The organism is Mobilicoccus massiliensis (assembly GCF_000826525.2).
In the GTDB taxonomy this organism is placed as follows: Bacteria; Actinomycetota; Actinomycetes; order Actinomycetales; family Dermatophilaceae; genus Mobilicoccus; species Mobilicoccus massiliensis.
On sequence record NZ_LN651331.1, the window covers coordinates 320,285 to 340,474 of the forward strand.

The 20,190-nt window shown below is 70.2% G+C and carries 21 protein-coding genes and 1 riboswitch; of the genes, 15 read left to right on the forward strand and 6 right to left on the reverse strand.

Going from position 1 to position 20,190, the window contains the following annotated elements:
* From BN1197_RS14365 to BN1197_RS14425, 13 genes are all read left to right on the forward strand, one after another.
* Window positions 1-768, forward strand: coding sequence for a DUF881 domain-containing protein (locus BN1197_RS14365; RefSeq protein WP_095999924.1), 768 nt, complete (start codon window positions 1-3; stop codon window positions 766-768).
* Window positions 769-811: 43 nt separating this feature from the next.
* Window positions 812-1,201 (forward strand): glycine cleavage system protein GcvH, encoded by a 390-nt coding sequence (gene gcvH / locus BN1197_RS14370; protein ID WP_040160779.1) that lies wholly within the window; start codon window positions 812-814, stop codon window positions 1,199-1,201.
* Window positions 1,202-1,427: 226 nt separating this feature from the next.
* Window positions 1,428-1,892, forward strand: a complete 465-nt coding sequence (locus BN1197_RS14375; protein ID WP_040160781.1) for an FHA domain-containing protein — start codon at window positions 1,428-1,430, stop codon at window positions 1,890-1,892.
* 32 nt (window positions 1,893-1,924) lie between these two features.
* Window positions 1,925-2,611, forward strand: coding sequence for a transcriptional regulator FtsR (gene ftsR / locus BN1197_RS14380; RefSeq protein ID WP_245851960.1), 687 nt, complete (start codon window positions 1,925-1,927; stop codon window positions 2,609-2,611).
* 25 nt (window positions 2,612-2,636) lie between these two features.
* Window positions 2,637-3,179 (forward strand): bifunctional nuclease family protein, encoded by a 543-nt coding sequence (locus BN1197_RS14385; RefSeq protein WP_052466775.1) that lies wholly within the window; start codon window positions 2,637-2,639, stop codon window positions 3,177-3,179.
* 241 nt (window positions 3,180-3,420) lie between these two features.
* Window positions 3,421-3,993 carry a MerR family transcriptional regulator gene (locus tag BN1197_RS14390; RefSeq protein ID WP_040161484.1) on the forward strand — a complete coding sequence of 191 codons (573 nt, stop codon included), beginning with the start codon at window positions 3,421-3,423 and terminating at the stop codon, window positions 3,991-3,993.
* Between the two features lie 89 nt (window positions 3,994-4,082).
* A riboswitch (glycine riboswitch) is annotated at window positions 4,083-4,183 on the forward strand.
* A 102-nt stretch (window positions 4,184-4,285) separates the two neighbouring features.
* Complete coding sequence (gene gcvP, locus BN1197_RS14395) at window positions 4,286-7,165, forward strand: aminomethyl-transferring glycine dehydrogenase (RefSeq protein ID WP_040160785.1); 2,880 nt, start codon at window positions 4,286-4,288, stop codon at window positions 7,163-7,165.
* A gap of 144 nt (window positions 7,166-7,309) precedes the next feature.
* Complete coding sequence (locus BN1197_RS14400; protein ID WP_040160787.1) at window positions 7,310-8,800, forward strand: glutamate-cysteine ligase family protein; 1,491 nt, start codon at window positions 7,310-7,312, stop codon at window positions 8,798-8,800.
* Window positions 8,801-8,930: 130 nt separating this feature from the next.
* On the forward strand, window positions 8,931-10,160 hold the full coding sequence (locus BN1197_RS14405; protein ID WP_040160789.1) for a pyrophosphate--fructose-6-phosphate 1-phosphotransferase: 1,230 nt from the start codon (window positions 8,931-8,933) through the stop codon (window positions 10,158-10,160).
* A gap of 277 nt (window positions 10,161-10,437) precedes the next feature.
* A complete protein-coding gene (locus BN1197_RS14410; protein ID WP_141397301.1) occupies window positions 10,438-12,384 on the forward strand; it encodes an FG-GAP-like repeat-containing protein in 1,947 nt (648 codons plus the stop codon).
* Between the two features lie 167 nt (window positions 12,385-12,551).
* Window positions 12,552-13,493 carry a cation diffusion facilitator family transporter gene (locus BN1197_RS14415; RefSeq protein ID WP_040160791.1) on the forward strand — a complete coding sequence of 314 codons (942 nt, stop codon included), beginning with the start codon at window positions 12,552-12,554 and terminating at the stop codon, window positions 13,491-13,493.
* A gap of 260 nt (window positions 13,494-13,753) precedes the next feature.
* Window positions 13,754-13,906: a hypothetical protein gene (locus BN1197_RS17445; RefSeq protein ID WP_176489772.1), complete on the forward strand. Its 153-nt coding sequence runs from the start codon at window positions 13,754-13,756 to the stop codon at window positions 13,904-13,906.
* A 152-nt stretch (window positions 13,907-14,058) separates the two neighbouring features.
* Entirely contained in the window at window positions 14,059-14,493 is a 435-nt protein-coding gene (locus BN1197_RS14425; protein ID WP_040160794.1) for an OsmC family protein, read from the forward strand.
* Window positions 14,494-14,581: 88 nt separating this feature from the next.
* On the opposite strand, the gene BN1197_RS14430 is transcribed toward BN1197_RS14425, so the two are convergent.
* The 4 genes from BN1197_RS14430 to BN1197_RS14445 form a co-directional block, all read right to left on the reverse strand.
* On the reverse strand, window positions 14,582-15,025 hold the full coding sequence (locus tag BN1197_RS14430) for a hypothetical protein (RefSeq protein ID WP_052466777.1): 444 nt from the start codon (window positions 15,023-15,025) through the stop codon (window positions 14,582-14,584).
* Window positions 15,022-15,474 carry an MmcQ/YjbR family DNA-binding protein gene (locus BN1197_RS14435; protein WP_082043938.1) on the reverse strand — a complete coding sequence of 151 codons (453 nt, stop codon included), beginning with the start codon at window positions 15,472-15,474 and terminating at the stop codon, window positions 15,022-15,024. The genes BN1197_RS14430 and BN1197_RS14435 overlap by 4 nt, the downstream gene beginning before the upstream one ends.
* Before the next feature lie 101 nt (window positions 15,475-15,575).
* The gene (locus BN1197_RS14440) at window positions 15,576-15,770 is read right to left on the reverse strand and encodes a PspC domain-containing protein (RefSeq protein WP_040160797.1); all 195 of its coding nucleotides are present in this window, start codon (window positions 15,768-15,770) and stop codon (window positions 15,576-15,578) included.
* A gap of 121 nt (window positions 15,771-15,891) precedes the next feature.
* A complete protein-coding gene (locus tag BN1197_RS14445; protein WP_245851961.1) occupies window positions 15,892-16,245 on the reverse strand; it encodes a winged helix-turn-helix transcriptional regulator in 354 nt (117 codons plus the stop codon).
* 134 nt (window positions 16,246-16,379) lie between these two features.
* On the opposite strand from BN1197_RS14445, the gene BN1197_RS14450 reads away from it, so the two are divergent.
* Together BN1197_RS14450 and BN1197_RS14455 are read left to right on the forward strand one after the other, a co-directional pair.
* Window positions 16,380-17,564, forward strand: coding sequence for an LLM class flavin-dependent oxidoreductase (locus BN1197_RS14450; protein WP_040160799.1), 1,185 nt, complete (start codon window positions 16,380-16,382; stop codon window positions 17,562-17,564).
* A gap of 157 nt (window positions 17,565-17,721) precedes the next feature.
* Window positions 17,722-18,336: an FMN reductase gene (locus BN1197_RS14455; RefSeq protein ID WP_040160801.1), complete on the forward strand. Its 615-nt coding sequence runs from the start codon at window positions 17,722-17,724 to the stop codon at window positions 18,334-18,336.
* A gap of 98 nt (window positions 18,337-18,434) precedes the next feature.
* Here BN1197_RS14455 and BN1197_RS14460 read toward each other — a convergent pair whose 3' ends face one another.
* Both BN1197_RS14460 and BN1197_RS14465 read right to left on the reverse strand, forming a co-directional pair.
* Window positions 18,435-18,833 (reverse strand): VOC family protein, encoded by a 399-nt coding sequence (locus tag BN1197_RS14460; protein WP_040160803.1) that lies wholly within the window; start codon window positions 18,831-18,833, stop codon window positions 18,435-18,437.
* 127 nt (window positions 18,834-18,960) lie between these two features.
* Window positions 18,961-19,635, reverse strand: coding sequence for a peptidylprolyl isomerase (locus BN1197_RS14465; protein ID WP_040160805.1), 675 nt, complete (start codon window positions 19,633-19,635; stop codon window positions 18,961-18,963).
* Between the last annotated feature and the right edge of the window lie 555 nt (window positions 19,636-20,190).

The following is a 20,190-nucleotide window of genomic DNA, read 5'->3' on the forward strand; positions in this document are numbered from 1 at the left end:
ATGAGCCACCCCGACGATCCGACGCCCGACGACGGCCGCACCGGCCGGGAGCCGGGGACCCGCCGTGGACTGCTCGCGATCCGCCCCACCCGATCCGCGATTCTCGCGGGCGTACTCACCCTCGGCCTGGGCCTCGCGATCTCCGCCCAGATCCACCAGACCCGTGACCTCGGCCTCGAATCCCTGCGCGAGACCGAACTCGTCGGCATCCTCGACACCGTGACCTCGCGGGCGGCGCGCCTCGACGCCGAGACGAGGTCGCTCGAGGCCGAGCGGGCGCGCCTGTCCGACGGAAGCTCCGAGGAGGCGCAGCAGCGGGCGCAGCAACGCATCGACGACCTCGGCATCCTCGCGGGCACCGCCCCCGCCGAGGGGCCCGGTGTGCGGATCAGCCTCGACCGCGGCTCCGAGGCGCCCACCGCCTCGGTCCTGCTCGACCTCGTCCAGGAGTTGCGCGACGCCGGAGCGGAGGCCATCCAGATCGGCGACGTGCGGGTCGTCGCCTCCACGAGCTTCGTCGACCGCGACGGCGGGATCGCCGTCGACGGACACGCGGTGCGCTGGCCTCTCACGGTCCTCGCCATCGGCGACGGACGCACCCTCGCCTCCGCCCTGGCCATCCCCGGGGGCGTCGAGGAATCGACCCGACAGCTCGGCGCGACGATCAAGGTCGATCCGGCGCCACGGGTTCTCGTGAATGCATTGCGACCCCCGAGTACGCCCCGATACGCTCGACCGGTGAGCCCGTCCGGGACGCAATCGCCCTGACCAGCGTCCCGATCACCACGAGAAACAACGTCGAAGGAGAGTCATGAGCGACCTGGAGTACCCGCAGGAACTGCGCTACACGGCGGAGCACGAGTGGGTGCGCACCGGCAACGACGACGTCGTGCGGGTCGGCATCACCTCCTACGCCCAGGACGCCCTGGGCGACGTCGTCTTCGTCGACCTCCCCTCCGTCGGTGACGACGTGACCGCCGGCGACACGTGCGGCGAGATCGAGTCCACCAAGTCCGTCAGCGACCTCTTCAGCCCGCTCACCGGCGAGATCGTCGCCGTCAACGAGGGCCTCGAGGCCTCCTCCGAACTCGTCAACACCGACCCGTACGGCGAGGGCTGGATGTTCGAGCTCCAGGTGACCGACCCCTCCCAGCTCGAGTCGCTCATGGACGCCGACGCCTACACCGAGACGCTCGACTGACGGCGAGAGCGCCGTTCGACGCGGGCGTCTCCCGGTGTGGGAGCCGTCCGCGTCGTCGTCGTCGTCGCGTCGGTGGTCGCCTTCGGTGTTCGGCGCCGACCTCGATCCTGCTGGGCGTCAGGGACTTCGGGAGAAGACGCGACCGCGCCGGTGTCCCTCTTCGTTCACGCGACCGTCGACCTGTGGTCTAGGGTGAGATATCCCATCGAAAGGAAGGTGAGCCGTCATGACCGACGACATGGCGCAGAACCCCGCACAGGGCCAGGAGCCGCCGCGCGCCGATCCCGCCACCATGCGGTTCACCGGTGTGCCCGACGTCGACGTTCCGGCCGACGCCGACGTGCGCCTCTCTGCCGAGGACACCTCCACGATCGACGCCCTTCGCCCCGGCACGGCGCTGTTGCTCGTGCTGCGCGGCCCCAACACCGGCGCCCGGTTCCTGCTCGACTCGGCGATGACCACCACCGGTCGTCACCCCGACAGCGACATCTTCCTCGACGACGTCACCGTCTCCCGTAAGCACGCGGTGTTCCAGCAGGACGGCGACACGTTCGTCGTGCGCGACGTCGGCTCGCTCAACGGCACCTACGTCAACCGTGAGCGCATCGACTCCGCCGTTCTGCGTGCCGGCGACGAGGTGCAGATCGGCAAGTTCCGCCTCGTGTTCCACACCCCGCGCCCCTCGGCCTGATGGCTCGGGCCGCGAGAGCGGCGGGATCCCGGATGAGCATCGGCAGGGTTCTCGATGCCCTGCGTCCGGACTTTCCCGACGTCACGATCTCGAAGATCCGTTTTCTCGAGGCAGAGGGGCTCGTGAGCCCGGAGCGCACGCCTTCGGGCTACCGCTCGTTCTCGCCCGACGACGTCGAACGTCTCCGGTTCGTGCTCACCGCACAGCGCGACCGGTTCTGGCCGTTGCGCGTCATCCGCGAGGCGCTCGACGCCCGTGATCGCGGCCTCGACGTCGGTCTCGACGCACCCGACGACGCGAGCGCGACGCCGCGCGTGCCGGCGGTCGCACCGGACGCCGACGTGCCGTCCACCCAGGCGTTGCTCGACGACGACCCCGAGTTCCGGCTCACCGCATCCGAACTCGCCCGCTCCTCCGGCCTCGACCCGGCGACCCTGGATGCGCTCGTCACCTACGGTCTGCTCGTTCCCGATTCCGACGGGCACTACGACGCCCGCGCGCTGCAGGTGGCGCGGGCGGCCGCCGAGCTCGCCGCCTACGGCCTCGAACCACGGCATCTGCGGCCCTTCCGCACCGCGGCCGACCGCGAGATCGGCCTGCTCCGCCAGATCTCCGCTCCGGCACGTCGCCGGTCCGACGAGGCGGGCCGTGAAGTGGCCGCCGACGTCCTGCGACACTGCATCGCGTTGCACACGGCGCTGGTCAAAGCAGGACTCTGACGGCCCGATCGCCTAGCGTGGAGACGTGATCGATGTCGACGTCCTCGGTGTCCGCGTGGAGATGCCCACGAACAACCCCATCGTGCTGCTGCGTGAGCGCGACGGCGATCGCTACCTGCCGGTGTGGATCGGCGCGGCCGAAGCGGCGGCGATCGCCTACGCCCAGCAGGGCGTGGTGCCGCCCCGGCCGCTGACCCACGACCTCACGGTCGAGATCGTGCGCGCGCTCGGCCACACCCTGGAGGGAGTGCGCATCGTCGAGATGCGCGACTCGGTCTTCTACGCCGCCCTCGACTTCTCCGGCGGCATCGAGGTGGGCTCGCGCACCTCCGACGCCATCGCGTTGGCGCTGCGCTGCGACGCCCCGATCCGGGTGGCCGAGGCCGTGATGGACGAGGCCGGGGTCATCGTCGACTCCGACGAGGACGAGGAGGTCGAGAAGTTTCGCGAGTTCCTCGACCAGGTCTCGGCGGAGGACTTCCTCGGCGACGAGCCGGGGGAGGGGCCGGGTGACGAGCCGGGCGCGCCGTCCGGTTCCGGTGGGCCGCAGGGCGGCCCGAGCGCGTGAGTCGTCTCACCCCCAAGGCATCCCTGCGCGTCGACGGCGCATCGACGACTCATCGAGCGGTCGCGTGGGCGTGAGCGAGGAAGGATCCGGTGCGCGGCACGCCGCGCAGATCGTTGATGCGCGTGAGGCACCCCCCGTACCATCGGGAGTGGCCGACGGATCCGCGCGAGTGCGTGGGCGTTCCGGCCCGCCGGTGAGAGGGAGGGACAGCGTGAACTCGACGGATCGCGACGTGCCGAGCATGATGGCCGCGGTGTCCGGTACCCAGGGCGTGCTCTTCACTCCGGAGGACGCGATCGGCGACGACCAGGGCTTTCGTGGGCCCATCGCGTGTCGCGCGGCCGGCATCACCTACCGCCAGCTCGACTACTGGGCGCGCACCGGCCTCGTCGAGCCGTCGCTGCGCAGTGCCACCGGTTCGGGAACCCAGCGCCTCTACAGCTTTCGCGACGTGCTCGTGCTCAAGGTCGTCAAGCGCCTGCTCGAGACGGGTGTGACGCTGCAGCAGATCCGCGTCGCGGTCTCGACGCTGCGTGAGCGCGGGGTCGACGACCTCGCCCAGATCACGCTCATGAGCGATGGGGCCACCGTCTACGAGTGCACCTCCAACGACGAGGTCATCGACCTGCTCCAGGGGGGTCAGGGCGTCTTCGGCATCGCGGTCGGGCGCGTCTGGCGCGAGGTCGAGGGCGACCTCGCCCACCTGCCCACCGAACGCCTCGGCGACGAGGACGAGGAGGCCGCCGGAGCTCCGGCGGCGGAGGTCACCGACGAGCTCAGCGCACGTCGCCGGGCGCGTCGCAAGACCGGCTGACCGGGCGCGCTTCGCCTGCTCCCAGGCTGCCGCGGCTGCTCCGGAACCCCGTGAGTCGCCCGGGACGCGATGTTAGTCTGCGAGGGCTGCATGCTCACGCGTGAGAGACCGTCTGCCGGCCACCGGTGAGGCGGCGCCGAAGGGGCAACACTCCCCGTAACCTCTCAGGCTTCAGGAACGCGTGAGACTCGGCACCGTGGAGCCGCTGACGGCACGACGTCGGGGGTGACTCGTGGGGAGAGGGCGCCGAAGACGGCGCCTGCGCCCGATCCCGCCCATCAGGAGGTCGTCGATGACCCAGCCCGTTCCCCCGGCATTCGCCGAGCGTCACATCGGTCCCGGTGACGCCGAGACCGAAGAGATGCTCGAGGTCGTCGGGGCGTCCAGTCTCGACGCGTTGATCGACGCGGCCATCCCGGCCGGCATCCGTGCCGAGAAGCCGCTCGACATCGAGGCCGCCGCGAGCGAGCAGGCCGTCATCGACGAGCTGCGTGCGATCGCCGACGAGAACACCGTCGTCACCTCGATGATCGGCCTCGGCTACTACGGCACCCACACCCCGCCGGTGGTCAAGCGCAACATCCTCGAGAACCCGGCCTGGTACACCGCGTACACGCCGTACCAGCCGGAGATCTCCCAGGGCCGCCTCGAGGCGCTCCTCAACTTCCAGACCGTGGTCTCCGACCTCACCGGGCTCGACGTGGCCAACGCCTCGATGCTCGACGAGGGCACGGCGGCGGCCGAGGCGATGACCCTCATGCGCCGCGCGGCCAAGGCCAAGGAGGGCGCGGTCCTCGTGCTCGACTCCCGCCTGCTGCCGCAGACGGTGGGTGTCATCGAGACCCGCGCGTTGCCGCTGGGCATCGAGACCGTCATCGTCGACCTCGACGACATCGACTCCGCCGACGCGCTCTCGTTCGCCGTCGACGGCAAGCCGGTGTTCGGCGTCATCGTGCAGTACCCCGGCAAGGACGGCGAGATCCGCGACTTCCGCAAGCTCGCCGACGCCGCCCACGGTCTCGGCGCCCTCGTCACCGCGGCCGCCGACCTGCTCGCCCTCACCCTGCTCGCCGAGCCGGCCTCGTGGGGTGCCGACGTCGCCGTCGGGTCCTCCCAGCGCTTCGGCGTGCCGATGGGTTTCGGAGGCCCGCACGCCGGTTACATGGCCGTCGGCCAGAAGCTGTCGCGCACGATGCCCGGCCGTCTCGTGGGCGTCAGCGTCGACGTCGAGGGCAAGCCGGGCTACCGGCTCGCGCTGCAGACCCGCGAACAGCACATCCGCCGCGAGAAGGCGACGAGCAACATCTGCACCGCGCAGGTCCTCCTCGCGGTCATGGCCTCGATGTACGCCGTGTGGCACGGCCCGGTCGGCCTCAAGAACATCGCCCTGCACGCCCACGGCCACGCGAAGGCGCTCGGCGAGGCTCTGGCCGCCGGGGGAGTGGACGTCACCACGGCCCGCTTCTTCGACACCATCACGGTCTCGGTGCCCGGGCGGGCCGCCGAGATCACCGCGAAGGCCCTCGAGAACGGGGTCAACCTCTGCGTCGTCGACGACGACACCCTCTCGATCAGCACCGACGAGACCACGGTGCTCGGCGATCTCGTCGCCGTCTGTGACGCGTTCGGAGTCGAGGCACCGACCGGCGTCGACACCGTCGAGCCCGACTTCGGCGACGTCGCGCGCACCTCCGAGTACCTCACGCACCCGGTCTTCCACGCCCACCGCAGCGAGACCGCGATGCTGCGTTACCTGCGCCGCCTCGCCGACCGCGACTATGCGCTCGACCGCGGCATGATCCCGCTCGGCTCGTGCACGATGAAGCTCAACGCCACGACCGAGATGGAGTCCATCACCTGGCCCGAGTTCGCGTCGCTGCACCCCTTCGCGCCCGCCGACCAGACGAAGGGCATCCGCGACCTCGCCGGGCAGCTCTCGGCGTGGCTCGTCGAGATCACCGGCTACGACGAGGTGTCGCTGCAGCCCAACGCCGGCTCACAGGGCGAGCTCGCCGGCCTCATGGCGATCCGCGCCTACCACCGCGCCAACGGTGACGACGAACGCACCGTCTGCCTCATCCCGAGCAGCGCGCACGGCACCAACGCCGCGAGTGCCGCGATGGCCGGGCTGCAGGTCGTCGTCGTCAAGTCCGCCTCCGACGGCTCGATCGACATGGACGACCTGCGCGCCAAGATCGACAAGCACGGTGACCGCCTCGCGGCGATCATGGTGACCTACCCCTCGACGCACGGCGTGTACGAGGACACGATCACCGAACTGTGCGAGCTCGTCCACGCGGCCGGCGGCCAGGTCTACGTCGACGGCGCCAACATGAACGCCCTCGTCGGGGTCGCGCGCCCGGGGCACTTCGGTGCCGACGTGAGCCACCTCAACCTCCACAAGACGTTCTGCATCCCGCACGGTGGCGGCGGCCCCGGCGTGGGCCCGGTCGGCGTGCGCTCGCACCTCGCGCCCTACCTGCCCAACCACCCCCTCGCGGCGGAGGCGGGCCCCTCGACCGGTGTCGGCCCGATCTCGGCGGCCCCGTTCGGCTCGGCGAGCATCCTGCCGATCAGTTGGGCCTACATCCGGCTCATGGGCAGCGCCGGCCTCACCGCCGCCACGCACCTCGCCGTGCTCAACGCCAACTACATCGCGGCGCGGCTGCGGGACTCCTACCCCGTGCTGTACACGGGCGAGAACGGTCTCGTCGCACACGAGTGCATCCTCGACCTGCGCGAGCTGACGAAGATCAGCGGAGTCACCGTCGACGACGTGGCCAAGCGCCTCATCGACTACGGCTTCCACGCGCCGACGATGAGCTTCCCCGTGGCGGGCACGCTCATGGTGGAGCCCACCGAGAGCGAGGACAAGGGCGAGATCGACCGGTTCTGCGACGCGATGATCGCGATCCGCGCCGAGATCCAGGACGTCATCGACGGCAAGGTCGCGGTCGACAAGAGCGTTCTACGCGGTGCTCCGCACACCGCTCACAGCCTCGCGGGGGAGTGGGACGCGGAGTACGACCGCATGACCGCGGCCTACCCGGCCGGCGTCGACCCGCGGGCCAAGTACTGGCCCCCGGTGCGCCGCATCGACGGTGCGCACGGCGACCGCAACCTCATCTGCTCCTGCCCGCCGCCGGAGGCGTTCGAGGAGTCCGAGGACTGACCGAACCGCGTCGTCGCGGCGCCCTCGCCGCCCCAGGGCGAGGGCACGCCAACTGCGTTCTCACTGCACGGCCCCGGAGCGTCATGAGCCACTCCGGGGCCGTACAGTGTGCGCCACCGGTACCTCGAACGAACGGTGGAGCCCATGGGCCAAGAGGTGAGCAGCGGCGAGTGGAGCAACACTCAACGGCAGCAGTACCGCGAGAAGGTGCGCCAGAACCTCGACGTCTTCGAACGCATGCTCGCGGTGAGCAGCTTCGATCCCGGACGCTTCATGACGGGCATGGAGATGGAGTTCTCGCTGCTCGACGAGAACCTCGACCCGGCGTTCCGCAACGCCGAGGTGCTCGAGGCCATCGACGACGACTCCTTCGTTCACGAACTCGCGCGTTTCAACATCGAGGTCAACGTCGACCCACGCTCGCTCGAGGGTGACGGCCTCAGCACGCTGGAGAAGGACGTCGTACAGGCCCTGGGCGAGGCCGGTCGGGCCGCGCAGAGCGTCGGGGCACGCCTGGCGATGATCGGCATCCTGCCGACGATCATGGTCTCCCACGTCACCGACGACGGGTGGATGAGCACGCCCAACCGGTACAGCGCCCTCAACGACGCCATCATGCGGGCGCGCGGCGAGGACATGTTCATCGACATCAGCGGGCCGTCGGGGGAGCGGGTGTCGGTCTACGCCGACTCGATCGGCCCGGAGGCCGCGTGCACGTCGATGCAACTCCACCTGCAGGTGGCGCCCGCCGACTTCGCCGCGTACTGGAACGCCGCTCAGGCGTTGGCCGGCCCCCAGCTCGCCATCGCCGCGAACTCGCCGTTCTTCGCCGGGCAGATGTTGTGGCACGAGACCCGCATCCCGTTGTTCACGCAGGCGGCCGACACACGGTCGGTCGAGCTCGTCAACCAGGGCGTGCGTCCGCGCGTCGACTTCGGCGACCGCTGGATCACCTCGATCTTCGACCTGTTCGAGGACAACGTGCGCTACTTCCCGGCGCTGTTGCCCGAGATCAGCGACGTGGACCCGATCGAGCAGCTCGAGCAGGGTGAGCCGCCGGACCTCGCGGAGCTGCGGCTGCACAACGGCACGATCTACCGGTGGAACCGGCCGATCTACGACACCGCGGGCGGGCGTCCGCACCTGCGCGTCGAGAACCGGGTGCTGCCGGCGGGACCGACGATCACCGACGTCATCGCCAACGCGGCCTTCTACTACGGCGTGCTCGTCTACCTCGCGCGCGAGGACCGGCCGGTGTGGACCCAGATGAGCTTCTCGGCCGCGAGCACGAACTTTCGCCACGGCGCCCGCGACGGCATGTCGGCGCGTCTCTACTGGCCCGGTTACTCGTCGATCTCGCCCGACGAACTCGTCCTGCGGCATCTGCTGCCGCTGGCTCAGGAGGGCCTGTCGACCCTCGGTGTCGACGCCGACGTGCGCGATCACTACCTCTCGGTCATCGAGGGCCGGGCCCTCTCGCGTCAGAACGGTGCATCGTGGCAGCGCGACACCGTGCTCGCCCTCGAGCAGTCCGGCCTGGATCGCGCGGAGGCACTGCGACGCATGCTCGCGATCTACCTCGACCTCAGTGAGGCGAACGAGCCGGTGCACACGTGGGAGATCCCGCAGCGCTGATCGCCGGTGGACTCCCGCACTGCGGCGATCCGGGACCTTACAGGCCCCGGCCGCGAGCGCTCGGGCATCCGGCGGGTGCGGCCGATAGGCTGGGCCGCGATCGCATCCACGAGCTGGGAGAGTTGGTGTCATGGCTGTTCGTCGCGTAGCCCTCTTGACCGCGGGCGGGTTCGCGCCCTGTCTGTCCGCGGCCGTCGGTGGCCTCATCGAGCGGTACACGCAGGTGGCCCCCGACGTCGAGATCATCGCCTACAAGCACGGCTACCAGGGCCTGCTCACGGGCGACTCGATCACCGTCGACCGCGCCGTCCGTGACAAGGCGGGCCTGCTGGCGCGGTACGGCGGCTCGCCGATCGGCAACTCGCGCGTCAAGCTCACCAACGTCGACGACCTCGTGAAGCGTGGCCTGGTGCCCGAGGGCGTCGACCCGCTCGACTTCGCGGCGCAGCGTCTCACCGAGGACGGCGTCGACGTGCTGCACACCATCGGCGGCGACGACACGAACACGACCGCCGCCGACCTGGCCGCGCACCTGGAGAAGACCGACCACCACCTCGTCGTCGTCGGCCTGCCCAAGACCATCGACAACGACATCGTGCCCATCCGGCAGTCCCTCGGCGCCCAGACGGCCGCCGAGCAGGCCTCGCGGTTCGCCCAGAACGTGCTCGCCGAGCACAACTCCGGCCCCCGCATGCTCATCGTCCACGAGGTCATGGGCCGCAACTGCGGCTGGCTCACCGCCGCCGCAGCCCGGGAGTACCGCGCGTGGCTCGCTCAGCAGGAGTGGCTGCCCGAGATCGGCCTGTCGCGCGAGGCGTGGGACATCCACGGCGTGTATGTCCCCGAGGTCGAGATCCACATCGACGCCGAGGCCGAGCGCCTCAAGCACACGATGGACACGGTCGGCAACGTGACGATCTTCCTCTCCGAGGGCGCGGGTGTCTCCGACATCGTCGACCTCATGGAGAGGAACGGCGAGGAGGTGCCGCGCGACGCGTTCGGGCACGTGCGTCTCAACGAGATCAACCCGGGGGAGTGGTTCGGCAAGCAGTTCGCCGAGAAGCTCGGCGCCGAGAAGGTCCTCGTGCAGAAGTCGGGGTACTTCTCCCGCTCCGCGCCGGCCAATGACTACGACCTCGACCTCATCTCGCAGATGACGACGATGGCCGTCGACAGCGCGCTCGCCGGTACGCCCGGCGTGGTCGGCAACGACGAGGACCACGACGACGTCCTGCGGGTCATCGAGTTCGACCGCATCGCCGGTCACAAGCCCTTCGACTACCGCCAGCAGTGGTACGCCGACATGCTGGCCGAGATCGGCCAGGGTCGTCCCGAGGGTCAGCACCCGGGCGGGCAGTGAGCCGATGAACCTCGCCTGAGCCGCCGCCCACCGGGCAGCGTCGGGGCCGTACGGACGGGCCGGAATTCGAGTCGCCATGACTCGGGTTCCGGCCCGTCGGCGTATCGGTGACGTCTCAAGGACTTTCCGAAACATCTCAGTTCGGTATCGGTCGGGTCGATGTGAGCAACGGGCCGTCGGTTCCCTCCCAGCGGAATCAGGGCGGCTCGGGGGGCCCGTAGAGCGCGCCGCAGACAGCGGTGACGTGCACCGATGTCCGACAGGAAGAGTTCTGCCCGTGCGTTTGCGACGCCTTTCCACGTTGACCGCCGCCACGATGCTGGCTCCCGCCTTCTGGGCCCTGCCGGCTCAGGGCGAGCCCAACCAGAAGCCCGTCGAGACGACCCAGGAGGCCGCGGCGCTCGTCGACCCGGCCGACCCGGCCGTCGGCGACGGCGACTACGCGACCAGCCAGGACATCGCGCTGGCCAAGGACAAGACCCCCGAGGTGGCCCGCGAGCGCGACCTCGCGGTGCTCGGGGCGACCGGTCGGCAGGCCGTCGAGTCCTCGCTCGCCGTCATCGGCGTGACGTGGGAGGGCGACACCCCCCTCGCGGTGCAGTACCGCACCGAGGGCCCGAAGGGCTGGGGCGCCTGGCAGGGTATCGACACCTCGTCCGAGGGCGACGGCGTGGAGTCGCAGGCGCGCACCCGGGCCGGCTCGGACCCCATCGTTCTCACCGGCGCGACCGCCGTGCAGGCCCGTATCCTCGGTGCCCCCGGCGACGCGCCCCGCAACCCCACCCTCGCGGTCATCGACCCGGGCCACGGTGAGGGCGACGCGAACACCGGCGTCCAGGCCGGTGCCGCTCAGGCCGCCGCCTCGCGGCCCACGATCCGCAGCCGCGCCCAATGGGGTGCCGACGAGTCGATCCGCAAGGGTTCCCCGTCCTACGGCGTCGTGCGCGGCGCGATCGTCCACCACACGGCCGGCACGAACAACTACAGCCCCAGCCAGGTGCCCGCGATCCTGCGCGGCATCTACGCCTTCCACGTCAAGGACCGCGGCTGGAGCGACATCGGCTACAACTTCCTCGTCGACAAGTGGGGCCGGGTGTGGGAGGGCCGTTACGGCGGCACGAACCGCTCCCTCGTCGGTGCCCAGGCCAGCGGCTTCAACGGCGTGACCATGGGCATCTCGGTCATGGGCGACTACCGATACGTCAACCCCCCGCAGGCCTCGATCGACGCCGTGACCCGCGTCATCGCCTGGAAGGCCTCGATTCACGGGTTCGACCCGCGCGGCCGGTTCACCCACAACGGCAAGTCCTACCGCAACGTCAGCGGCCACCGCGACGTCGGCCAGACCTCGTGCCCCGGCCTCATCTACAACTACCTGCCGGCGATGGCCACGCGCGCCGCCGCGCTCAAGGGCGGTTCGTCCCTCGGCAACACGGGCGGATCCGCGCAGGTGGGCGGCACGACGCGTCCGCCCGCGGTCGGTTCGCCGCCCTCGGGTGGGCTCAACGTCGCCGACGCGATGCTGCTGGGCACGACGGGCAAGCTCTTCGCGGTGAGCCCGGCCGGCGCCGCGTCGATCTCCTACGCGCGCGCCCTCGACCAGCGCAGCTGGCGTGGCTATGACCGCATCCTCGTCACCCAGGACATCTCCGGCGACCGGTTCCCCGACCTGCTGACGCGGGGCCGTCAGGACGGGCGGCTCTACGTCCACCCGGGGCGCGGCACCGGAGTGGCCGCCCGCACGTCGCTCGGCGGAGGCTGGAACGCGATGGCGCACATCGTCGCTCCGGGCGACTGGACCGGCGACGGTCGGGCCGATCTGATCACCGTGCAGAAGTCCGACGGGAAGATGTACCTCTACCCCGGCAAGGGCAACAACAAGTTCGGCTCCCGCGTCGCCATCGGCCAGGCCTGGGGCGGAATGGCGCACGTCCTCGCCGTGGGCGACTGGAGCGGCGACCGCAAGCCCGACCTCGTCGGCATCACCGCATCCGGGCAGGCCTACCTGTACCGCGGCGACGGGCGCGGCCGCTTCACCAAGGCCACGAAGTCCTCCCTCGGCTCGGTCAAGGGTTACTCGCGGTTCGTCGGCATGACCGGCACGGGCCGCATCCTCGCAGTCCGCGCGGACGGAAGCGCTGCCGTCCTCCGTCCTTCGGGCAACGGCATGGCGGCCACCGCGGTGTCACCCAACTTCCGCGGCCTCACCGTCTTCGGCGGCTGAGACCGAAACCGAAGGCCCGGCTTCTCCACCCGAGGAGGAGCCGGGCCTTCGACATCGAATCAGTTCCGACGGGTCCCGCAGGGACGGCGGCGGCAGCGACGGCAACGCCCGCGGAGGCCGGGGGCTGGATCGTGAGGTTGTCGGTGGCGTGGTCCACACTTGACGGCGTGACGACCTCCACCTCCGCACCGCGCAATCTCACCCGGTTCGCGTGGCTCTCGATCGCGACGGCCGTGGCCACCATCGCCCTCAAGACGGGGGCCTGGTACATCACCGGGTCGGTCGGTCTGCTCTCCGACGCGGCCGAATCGGTGGTCAACCTCGTCGCCGCCTTCGTCGCCCTCGTCGCGCTGCACGTGGCGGCCAGGCCCGCCGACAAGAGCCACCACTTCGGCCACAGCAAGGCCGAGTACTTCTCGGCGGCCGTCGAGGGGATGATGATCTTCGTCGCGGCGGTCTTCATCATCGTCACGGCCGTCGAACGCCTGCTCAATCCCGTCGCCATCGACAACGTCGGCATCGGCCTCGTCATCTCGGTCGTGGCGGCGGTGCTCAACGGCGTGGTGGCCGTCGTGCTCATTCGCGCCGGCCGTCGCTACCGGTCGAGCACCCTCACCGCCGACGGCAGGCACCTCATGACCGACGTCTGGACCACGGGTGGGGTGCTCATCGGGGTGGCGCTCGTCGCGCTCACCCAGTGGCCACCGCTCGACCCCATCGTGGCGTTGCTCGTCGGCGTCAACATCATCGTCACGGGCTGGAAGCTGCTGTCGCAGTCGATCGACGGGCTCATGGACGCCTCCTGGCCCAAGGAGGAGAACGCCGAACTCGCGCGGCTCATGCGCCGGTTCACGGGCGACGACGTCGACATCCACGCTCTGCGCACCCGGGAGTCGGGCCACCAGCGCTACGTCGACTTCCACCTTCTCGTCCCGGGCCGGTGGACGGTCGCGGACGCTCATGACCTGTGTGAGGAGGTCGAACAGGCCGTCGCCGAGGCGTTCGAGGGGGTCATCGTCACGGGGCACATCGAGCCCAGCGAGGACCCCCGCGCGTACTCCGATTACGACGCCGAGGTCGCGCTCCCGCCCCACGATGAGCTGGCGTGAGCCACACGGCTTCTCGCGCTCGAACGGCTGTCCCGACGGAGGCAACCATCCTGGCGCGTGACGACTTCTCGAGAATCGCTCAGGACGGTCGTCCAATCGCCGATCTGGACGGCACACCGCAGTGGAGTGCGGTTCGAACGGACGACGGGGTGAGGATCATGGAGGTCCTGGGCAGGCTGGATCATCGGTTGACGTCGGCTCTCGTGTCGAAGCAGTGGAGGCGGCAGGGGAGTCGCCGATTCGTCGGTCCTACGCACCTGGTGGAGTTGCTGCCACCCTCGAGCGAGGATCGCGTCACCGTCTTCTTCGGGCGATGCGCCACACCTGGGGACTCCTCCAGGCTGTCGGACTGCTCGCGCATCACGCTCGCGCAGCGCGAGGAGCTCGATCGCTTCGTCGCCCGGCTGGACTGAGCGTCGCGGGGCGTGAGACGAGGGTGGGCCGTCCTGCTGCGACGGCCGGGCCGTCGCAGGGTGTCGGCCGCCGGCTCGCGTCCTCGAGCGGGGAACGCGTCGGCTTCCGTAGGCTGGCAGGCAGCACTGCCCCAGCGAACGAGGAGCCGAGCATGACCGAACAGCAGGCCCGTGACGGCCGACGCAGCGTGACGATGTCGCGGGTAGGAGCGGGGCGCTTCGAGGCGCAGAACGTGCGGGGAGGGCGCATCTCCCTCGGCACGGGCGACTCGTCCGATTTCACACCCGTCGAGCTGTTGCTCGCCGCCATCGCCGGCTGCAGCGGCATCGACGTCGACATGCTCACGGCCCGGCGCGCCGAGCCCGAGCAGTTCGACATGGTCTCGGCGGGGGAGAAGGTGAGCGACGAGGACGGCAACCACTTGCGCGATCTCGAGGTGACGTTCACGGTGCGTTTTCCCGAGGGGGAGGGCGGCGACAAGGCGCGGGAGATGTTGCCCCGCGCGATCGAGGCATCACACGACCGGCTGTGCACCGTCTCACGCACCGTGGCCCTGGGCACCCCGGTCACACTGCGCGAGGCCTGAGCGTCGCCGCCGCGCGGCACCGCAGAAGACGGATCCGGCCTGCGTCGAGCCATGTCGACGCAGGCCGGATCCTCAGCCGGGTGGGGCCTCACTCCTGCTCGATGCGCAGGGCGTCCTCCTCCGGAGACTTCAGATCGGGGGCGTGGTCGAGCAGTTCGAGATCCTCGTCCACCTGCTCCCCGACACCGACGTCGTCGACGTCCTCCTCCACGGGATCGATGTCGCGGTCCTCGGCGAGAACGTCACGCTCGGCCGGGATCGCGTCGGGGTCGTCACCGCCGAGCATCGGTTCGTCGAGGCCGCTTTCGTTCTCGGGTGCGCCGTAGGCGGAGTCGGGGTCGGGCTCCTCCTGCATGATCCGCTGGTCGATCGTCTCCTCGACCGCGGGATCCTCCCCGAGGTACTCGGCCCCGCGAGGCTGCATGTCGGGCGGCGAGACGGGGAGGTCGTCGGTCTCGTCGCTGCTGATGCGGACGTCCTCCTCCTCGGGAGGGATGGGCACGTCGTCGTACTCGCTGGGCTGCTCACTCATGCCCCTACCCTGCGACGTTGCGCGGGACTCCGCAACACGCACACGCAGGGTGTCGCGGCTCGCCAACCTTCGAGGCGGGCAACGCGACGCACACCCGCCGTCGCGCGATAGGACTCCTCGACGAGTTCGGCGATCTCCGACCAGTCCGCCTTGGCCAGGTCGACACCGATCCATCCACTCGGACCGACGTAGCCGGGAACGAAGGTGTCGCCACGGTCGAGGAGTGCGCGACGCTCGTCCTCGGGCAGGAGCACGAGCACCGACTGAGGATGCTGCCGCCAGGCCCCGCCGACCTTCACCGAGCCGCCGTACCAGGCGAAGATCTTCGTCGTGTAGAAGGTCGGACGGCCGTGCGAGACCTTCTCTTTCGCGTCGGGCAGCGCGAGGCAGATGTCACGCACCCGCGCGAGCAGAGGGTCGTCCTCGTCGAACATCACCGGGTGCGCCATCGGCCATCCTTTCGCAGGCGGCGCCGTCGCTGACGACAGTACCCGCTGTGCCTACGCGGCCCACCCGACGAAGAGCGAGCACGTGCCGTCGGGCGGATGCGTCAGTAACGACGCTCGCTCGGCATGACGATCCACAACAGGATGTAGATCAGCAGTTGAGGGCCGGGCAGAAGGCATGAGGCGACGAACGCGAGCCGGACGACCTTCGCGTTCCAGCCGTAACGACGCGCGAGCCCGCCACAGACCCCGCCGATGACGCGATTCGTGCGGTCGGTGCGAACGAGTGCCTGGGTCACGAGATCCTCCTGAAGGGTCGACGGCTACATCTCGAGTCAACCGGAGGATGCGCAATCGGGCCATCGGGGATCGCCCCGAGCTCACCCCGAGGCAGGACCAGAGCCTCGGCGTCGCCCCGGGTCAGCGGCGGCGGACGACCTCAGGGTGCGCGGCCCCGAAGGCACGGACCGCGGTGAGCACGGGAGCCACGTCCCGCCCGGCCTCGGTCAGCCGGTAGACGACCGCACTCGGCGGGCCGGGGTCGACCATGCGCTCGGCGAGGCCACGGGCGCAGAACTCCTTGAGGCGGGCCGACAGAACACTGTCGGTGACCCCCGGCACGGCGCGTGCGAGCTCTCGAAACCGCTCGTGACCGGCGAGCATCGCCTCGAGGATGGCGCCGGCCCAGGCCCTCCCGAGCACGCTCATGACGTCCTCGAGGTCGGTGCATGGTGCCGTCGCCCCGGGGGTAGCAAGGGGCTGGTGTCGGCCCATGGGCCCTCCTTCCATGTGGTCTCGGTCGCGCCACCCATCGCGGTGGTATACCGTTCAACTATCGCTAGGAATATCCTAGCGGGCGAGGCCGTTGAGGCAAGTGTTCACATCCGGACTTCCCCGAGGAGGACGTCATGCAGTTCGGGATCTTCACGGTCGGCGACGTCACCACCGACCCCACCACGGGCCGCACGCCCACCGAGCACGAGCGCATCAAGGCCACCGTCGCGATCGCGAAGAAGGCCGACGAGGTCGGTCTCGACGTCTTCGCGACGGGGGAGCACCACAACCCGCCTTTCGCCGCTCCGGCCAACCCGCCGGTCCTGCTTGCGCACCTCGCGGCGGTGACCGAGCGGATCACCCTGTCCACCGCGACGACCCTCATCACGACCAACGACCCGGTGCGCCTCGCCGAGGACTACGCCTACGCCCAGCACCTCGCCGACGGCCGCCTCGACCTCATGATGGGCCGGGGCAACACCGGCCCGGTCTACCCGTGGTTCGGTAAGGACATTCGCGACGGCATCGAGCTCGCGGTCGAGAACTACGCCCTGCTGCACCGGCTCTGGCGCGAGGAGGACGTGACGTGGTCGGGCAAGCACCGCAGTGCGTTGCAGTCGTTCACCTCGACGCCGCGTCCGCTCGACGGGGTGCCGCCGTTCGTGTGGCACGGCTCGATCCGGTCCCCGGAGATCGCCGAGCAGGCCGCCTACTACGGCGACGGCTTCTTCCACAACCACATCTTCTGGCCGCCGTCGCACACCGAGCAGATGGTGCGGCTGTACCGCCAGCGGTTCGAGCACTACGGCCACGGCTCCGCCGACCAGGCCATCGTCGGCCTCGGCGGGCAGGTGTTCATGCGCAAGAACAGCCAGGACGCGGTGCGCGAGTTCCGGCCGTACTTCGACCGGGCGCCGGTCTACGGCGGTGGTCCAGGGCTGGAGACGTTCACGCGGGAGACGCCGCTCACCGTCGGCAGCCCGCAGGAGGTCATCGAGCGCACACTGTCGTTCCGCGACTACGTGGGTGACTACCAGCGTCAGCTGTTCCTCATGGACCACGCGGGTCTGCCGCTGAAGACGGTGCTGGAACAGATCGACATCCTCGGCGAGGAGGTCGTTCCGGTGCTGCGCAAGGAGTTCGACGCGCTGCGCCCGGCCAACGTGCCGGACGCGCCGACCCACGCCTCGCTGCTCGCCGCCAAGCGCGCCGCAGAAGGTGGCGACGCTGCGCAGGGGGAGACCCGCGAACCCAGCGTCGACCGGTGGACCGGCACGCGGGCGGAGGAGTCGAACGCCGGGGCCGCGCGCCGGCTCTGACGCCGGAACCGTGGGGCGGGGACGACGGTCGTCCTCCCCGCCCCACGGCCGCGAGCGGTGAGTGTCCCCGTCGGAATGTGCCGATACAAGGCCGGCCGGATCGCCGACTCGCATCCAGACAAGATCAGCATCACGACCTGTTCAGGACAGGAGAACTATGTTCCGTCTCACCGTCGTCAGCGCCGGACTGCGCTCGCCGAGCTCGACGCGTCTGCTCGCCGACCGGCTCACCGACGCGACGCGCGCCACGCTCGTCGCGCGTGGGGAGCAGGTCGAGGTCCGCGTCGTGGAGGTGCGCGAACTCGCGCACGCCATCACCGACGCCCTGCTCACCGGCTTTCCGACCGGAGACCTGCGCACCGCCCTCGACGACGTGACCTCCGCCGATGCGCTCATCGTGGTCACGCCGACGTTCCAGGCCTCCTACGCCGGTCTGTTCAAGTCGTTCATGGACCTCGTCGAGGAGGGCACGCTGCGGGGGATGCCGGTCGTGCTGGCCGCGACCGGAGGCACGGAGCGGCACTCCCTCGTCATCGAGCACGCGCTGCGCCCGCTGTTCGCGCACCTGCGGGCGATGCCCGTGGCGACCGGGGTCTACGCCGCGACCTCCGACTTCGGCGGCGAGGGCAGCGCGGCCTTGGATGCTCGAATCGCCCGCGCGGCCGGGGAGCTCGCCGACCTTGCGGCCGGCGCCCGCACCCGCGTTGCGCCGCGGGACGAGTTCGCCGATGTCACGCCCTTCGCCGAGCTGCTCGCGCGCGGCAGCGCCTGATCGCTCGCACAGGCGGTTCTCACCGGGTTCGCGGGTGAGAACCGCCTGTTTCGTCGACGCCCGTCTCGGGGGGCGGGCGACGACGACTGTCGAGGCGGTCAGCTCCGGCGGGCGGAGAGGATGCAGAACTCGTTGCCCTCGGGATCGGCGAGCACCGTGAACGACGCGTCGTGCGGCTGACCGACGTCCACACGCGTCGCGCCGGCCTCGAGAAGCCGGGCGATGATCGCGTCCCGGTCCTCGGAGGAGTGCGGCGCGAAGTCCAGGTGGACGCGATTCTTCGCCGTCTTGCCCTCGGGCACCGGGACGAAGCACACGCCGGTGCTGACGCGGTCGAACTCGTCCTTGTCCTCGACGTCTCCGCCCTCGGCGTGTGGCGGGGAGATCGACGCCTCGTGACCACTCTCGAAGACGACGTTCCATCCGAGGGCATCTGCCCACCAGCGGGCCTGGGCGCGCACATCGACGCAGTCGACGACGGCGGAGTAGAGCCTCATGCTTCCTCCTGCTGAGACGAACGGCTGCTGCCAGCATGCGCCGGGTCACTCACCACCGCTCGGCGAGCGCGGGGGAGTCCGCCCGCCGAGTGCGGGGAGCCCTGCGGCTGGCGCCGGGGGTTCGGGATCAGCGCACCGAGACGTCGGTGATGACGACCGGGCGGGTCGGGAGTCCGTCGCCGTCCTTGTCGACCGTGCCGGCCTTCGCGATCGCGTCGAGGGTGCGGAAGCCGCTGCTCATGCGGCCGAGGATCGTGTACTCGGGCTTGATGTTCGCGTGGCTGTGGACGACGAAGAACTCGCTGCCGTTCGTGCCCGGGCCCTGGTTGCCCATGGCCAGGGTGCCGCGCGGATAGGTGTTGCTCGGTGAGACCTCGTCGTCGAATCGGTAACCGGGGCCGCCCTCCTCCTGGCGGTAGATGTCGCCGCACTGCAGCACCCCGAGGCGCTCGGTGTCGGTGAAGCGCCAGCACTGGCTCTCGTCGTAGAAGTCCTGCTTCACGAGGCTGACGATGTTGGCCACGGCGCAGGGGGCGGAGTCTCGCTGGAGGACGAACGTCATCGGGCCGTAGTTCGTGCGGATCCGCAGGTGGACGATGCCCGCGCCCTTGGTCTTCGCCGGCGGCGGGTCGACCGGTCGCGCAGCGGGATTCTCCGGCGTCGGGGTGAACGTGCAGTTCACCCACTTCTGGCGGGGAGCCTTGGTCGCGGTCGACGTGGTCGCCTGCGCGGACTGGGGGAGGAGCAGTGATCCGGCCGCGAGAGCGGTTGCGGCGCAGCGAAGAAGGGTTCGTGGGGTCATGACGTCACGATAGTGAGCCAGGTCACGTCACGGGGTGAAGTCGGTTCGTCGAGCTGGGGTTGATCGCGGCCGTGGCGTTCGCAGGGTGCCAGACGGTTCGTTGAGCCCAGGTGTCGAGTGCGCAGGCGGTATCGGCGGTCCGCGCGGAACAACGACGCACACGCCAAGAACTGCCCCCGAGGTCCAACAGCCACCGCGTCGCCACGGTCCCGACCGCCACCGCTGACCAAGCCCCATGATCACAAGCCGAGGTCGGTGTCCGCGCTGATTTTCCACGCCTCCGGGACCCGCACACATTGCCCCAGCGACGCCATCGACTGATGCCGGTCTGACGGGCAATGGCTCAGTCCGAGGCGCCCCGCAGGTGCGCCCAGGTCACGAACCCTGCCCGCAACGAGTGTGCGCTGAAGCCCTCGGGGGAGCGGCCCGCCCGCCGGATCGCAACACGTTGGCCACGGTCCCGATGGCAGGCGGGGCACTGGCGATGCGCCGAAGCTTGCGGAAAACCTGGCACGTGGGGCGGCCACGGTGCGGCCTCGGCCGCCACGCGCGACC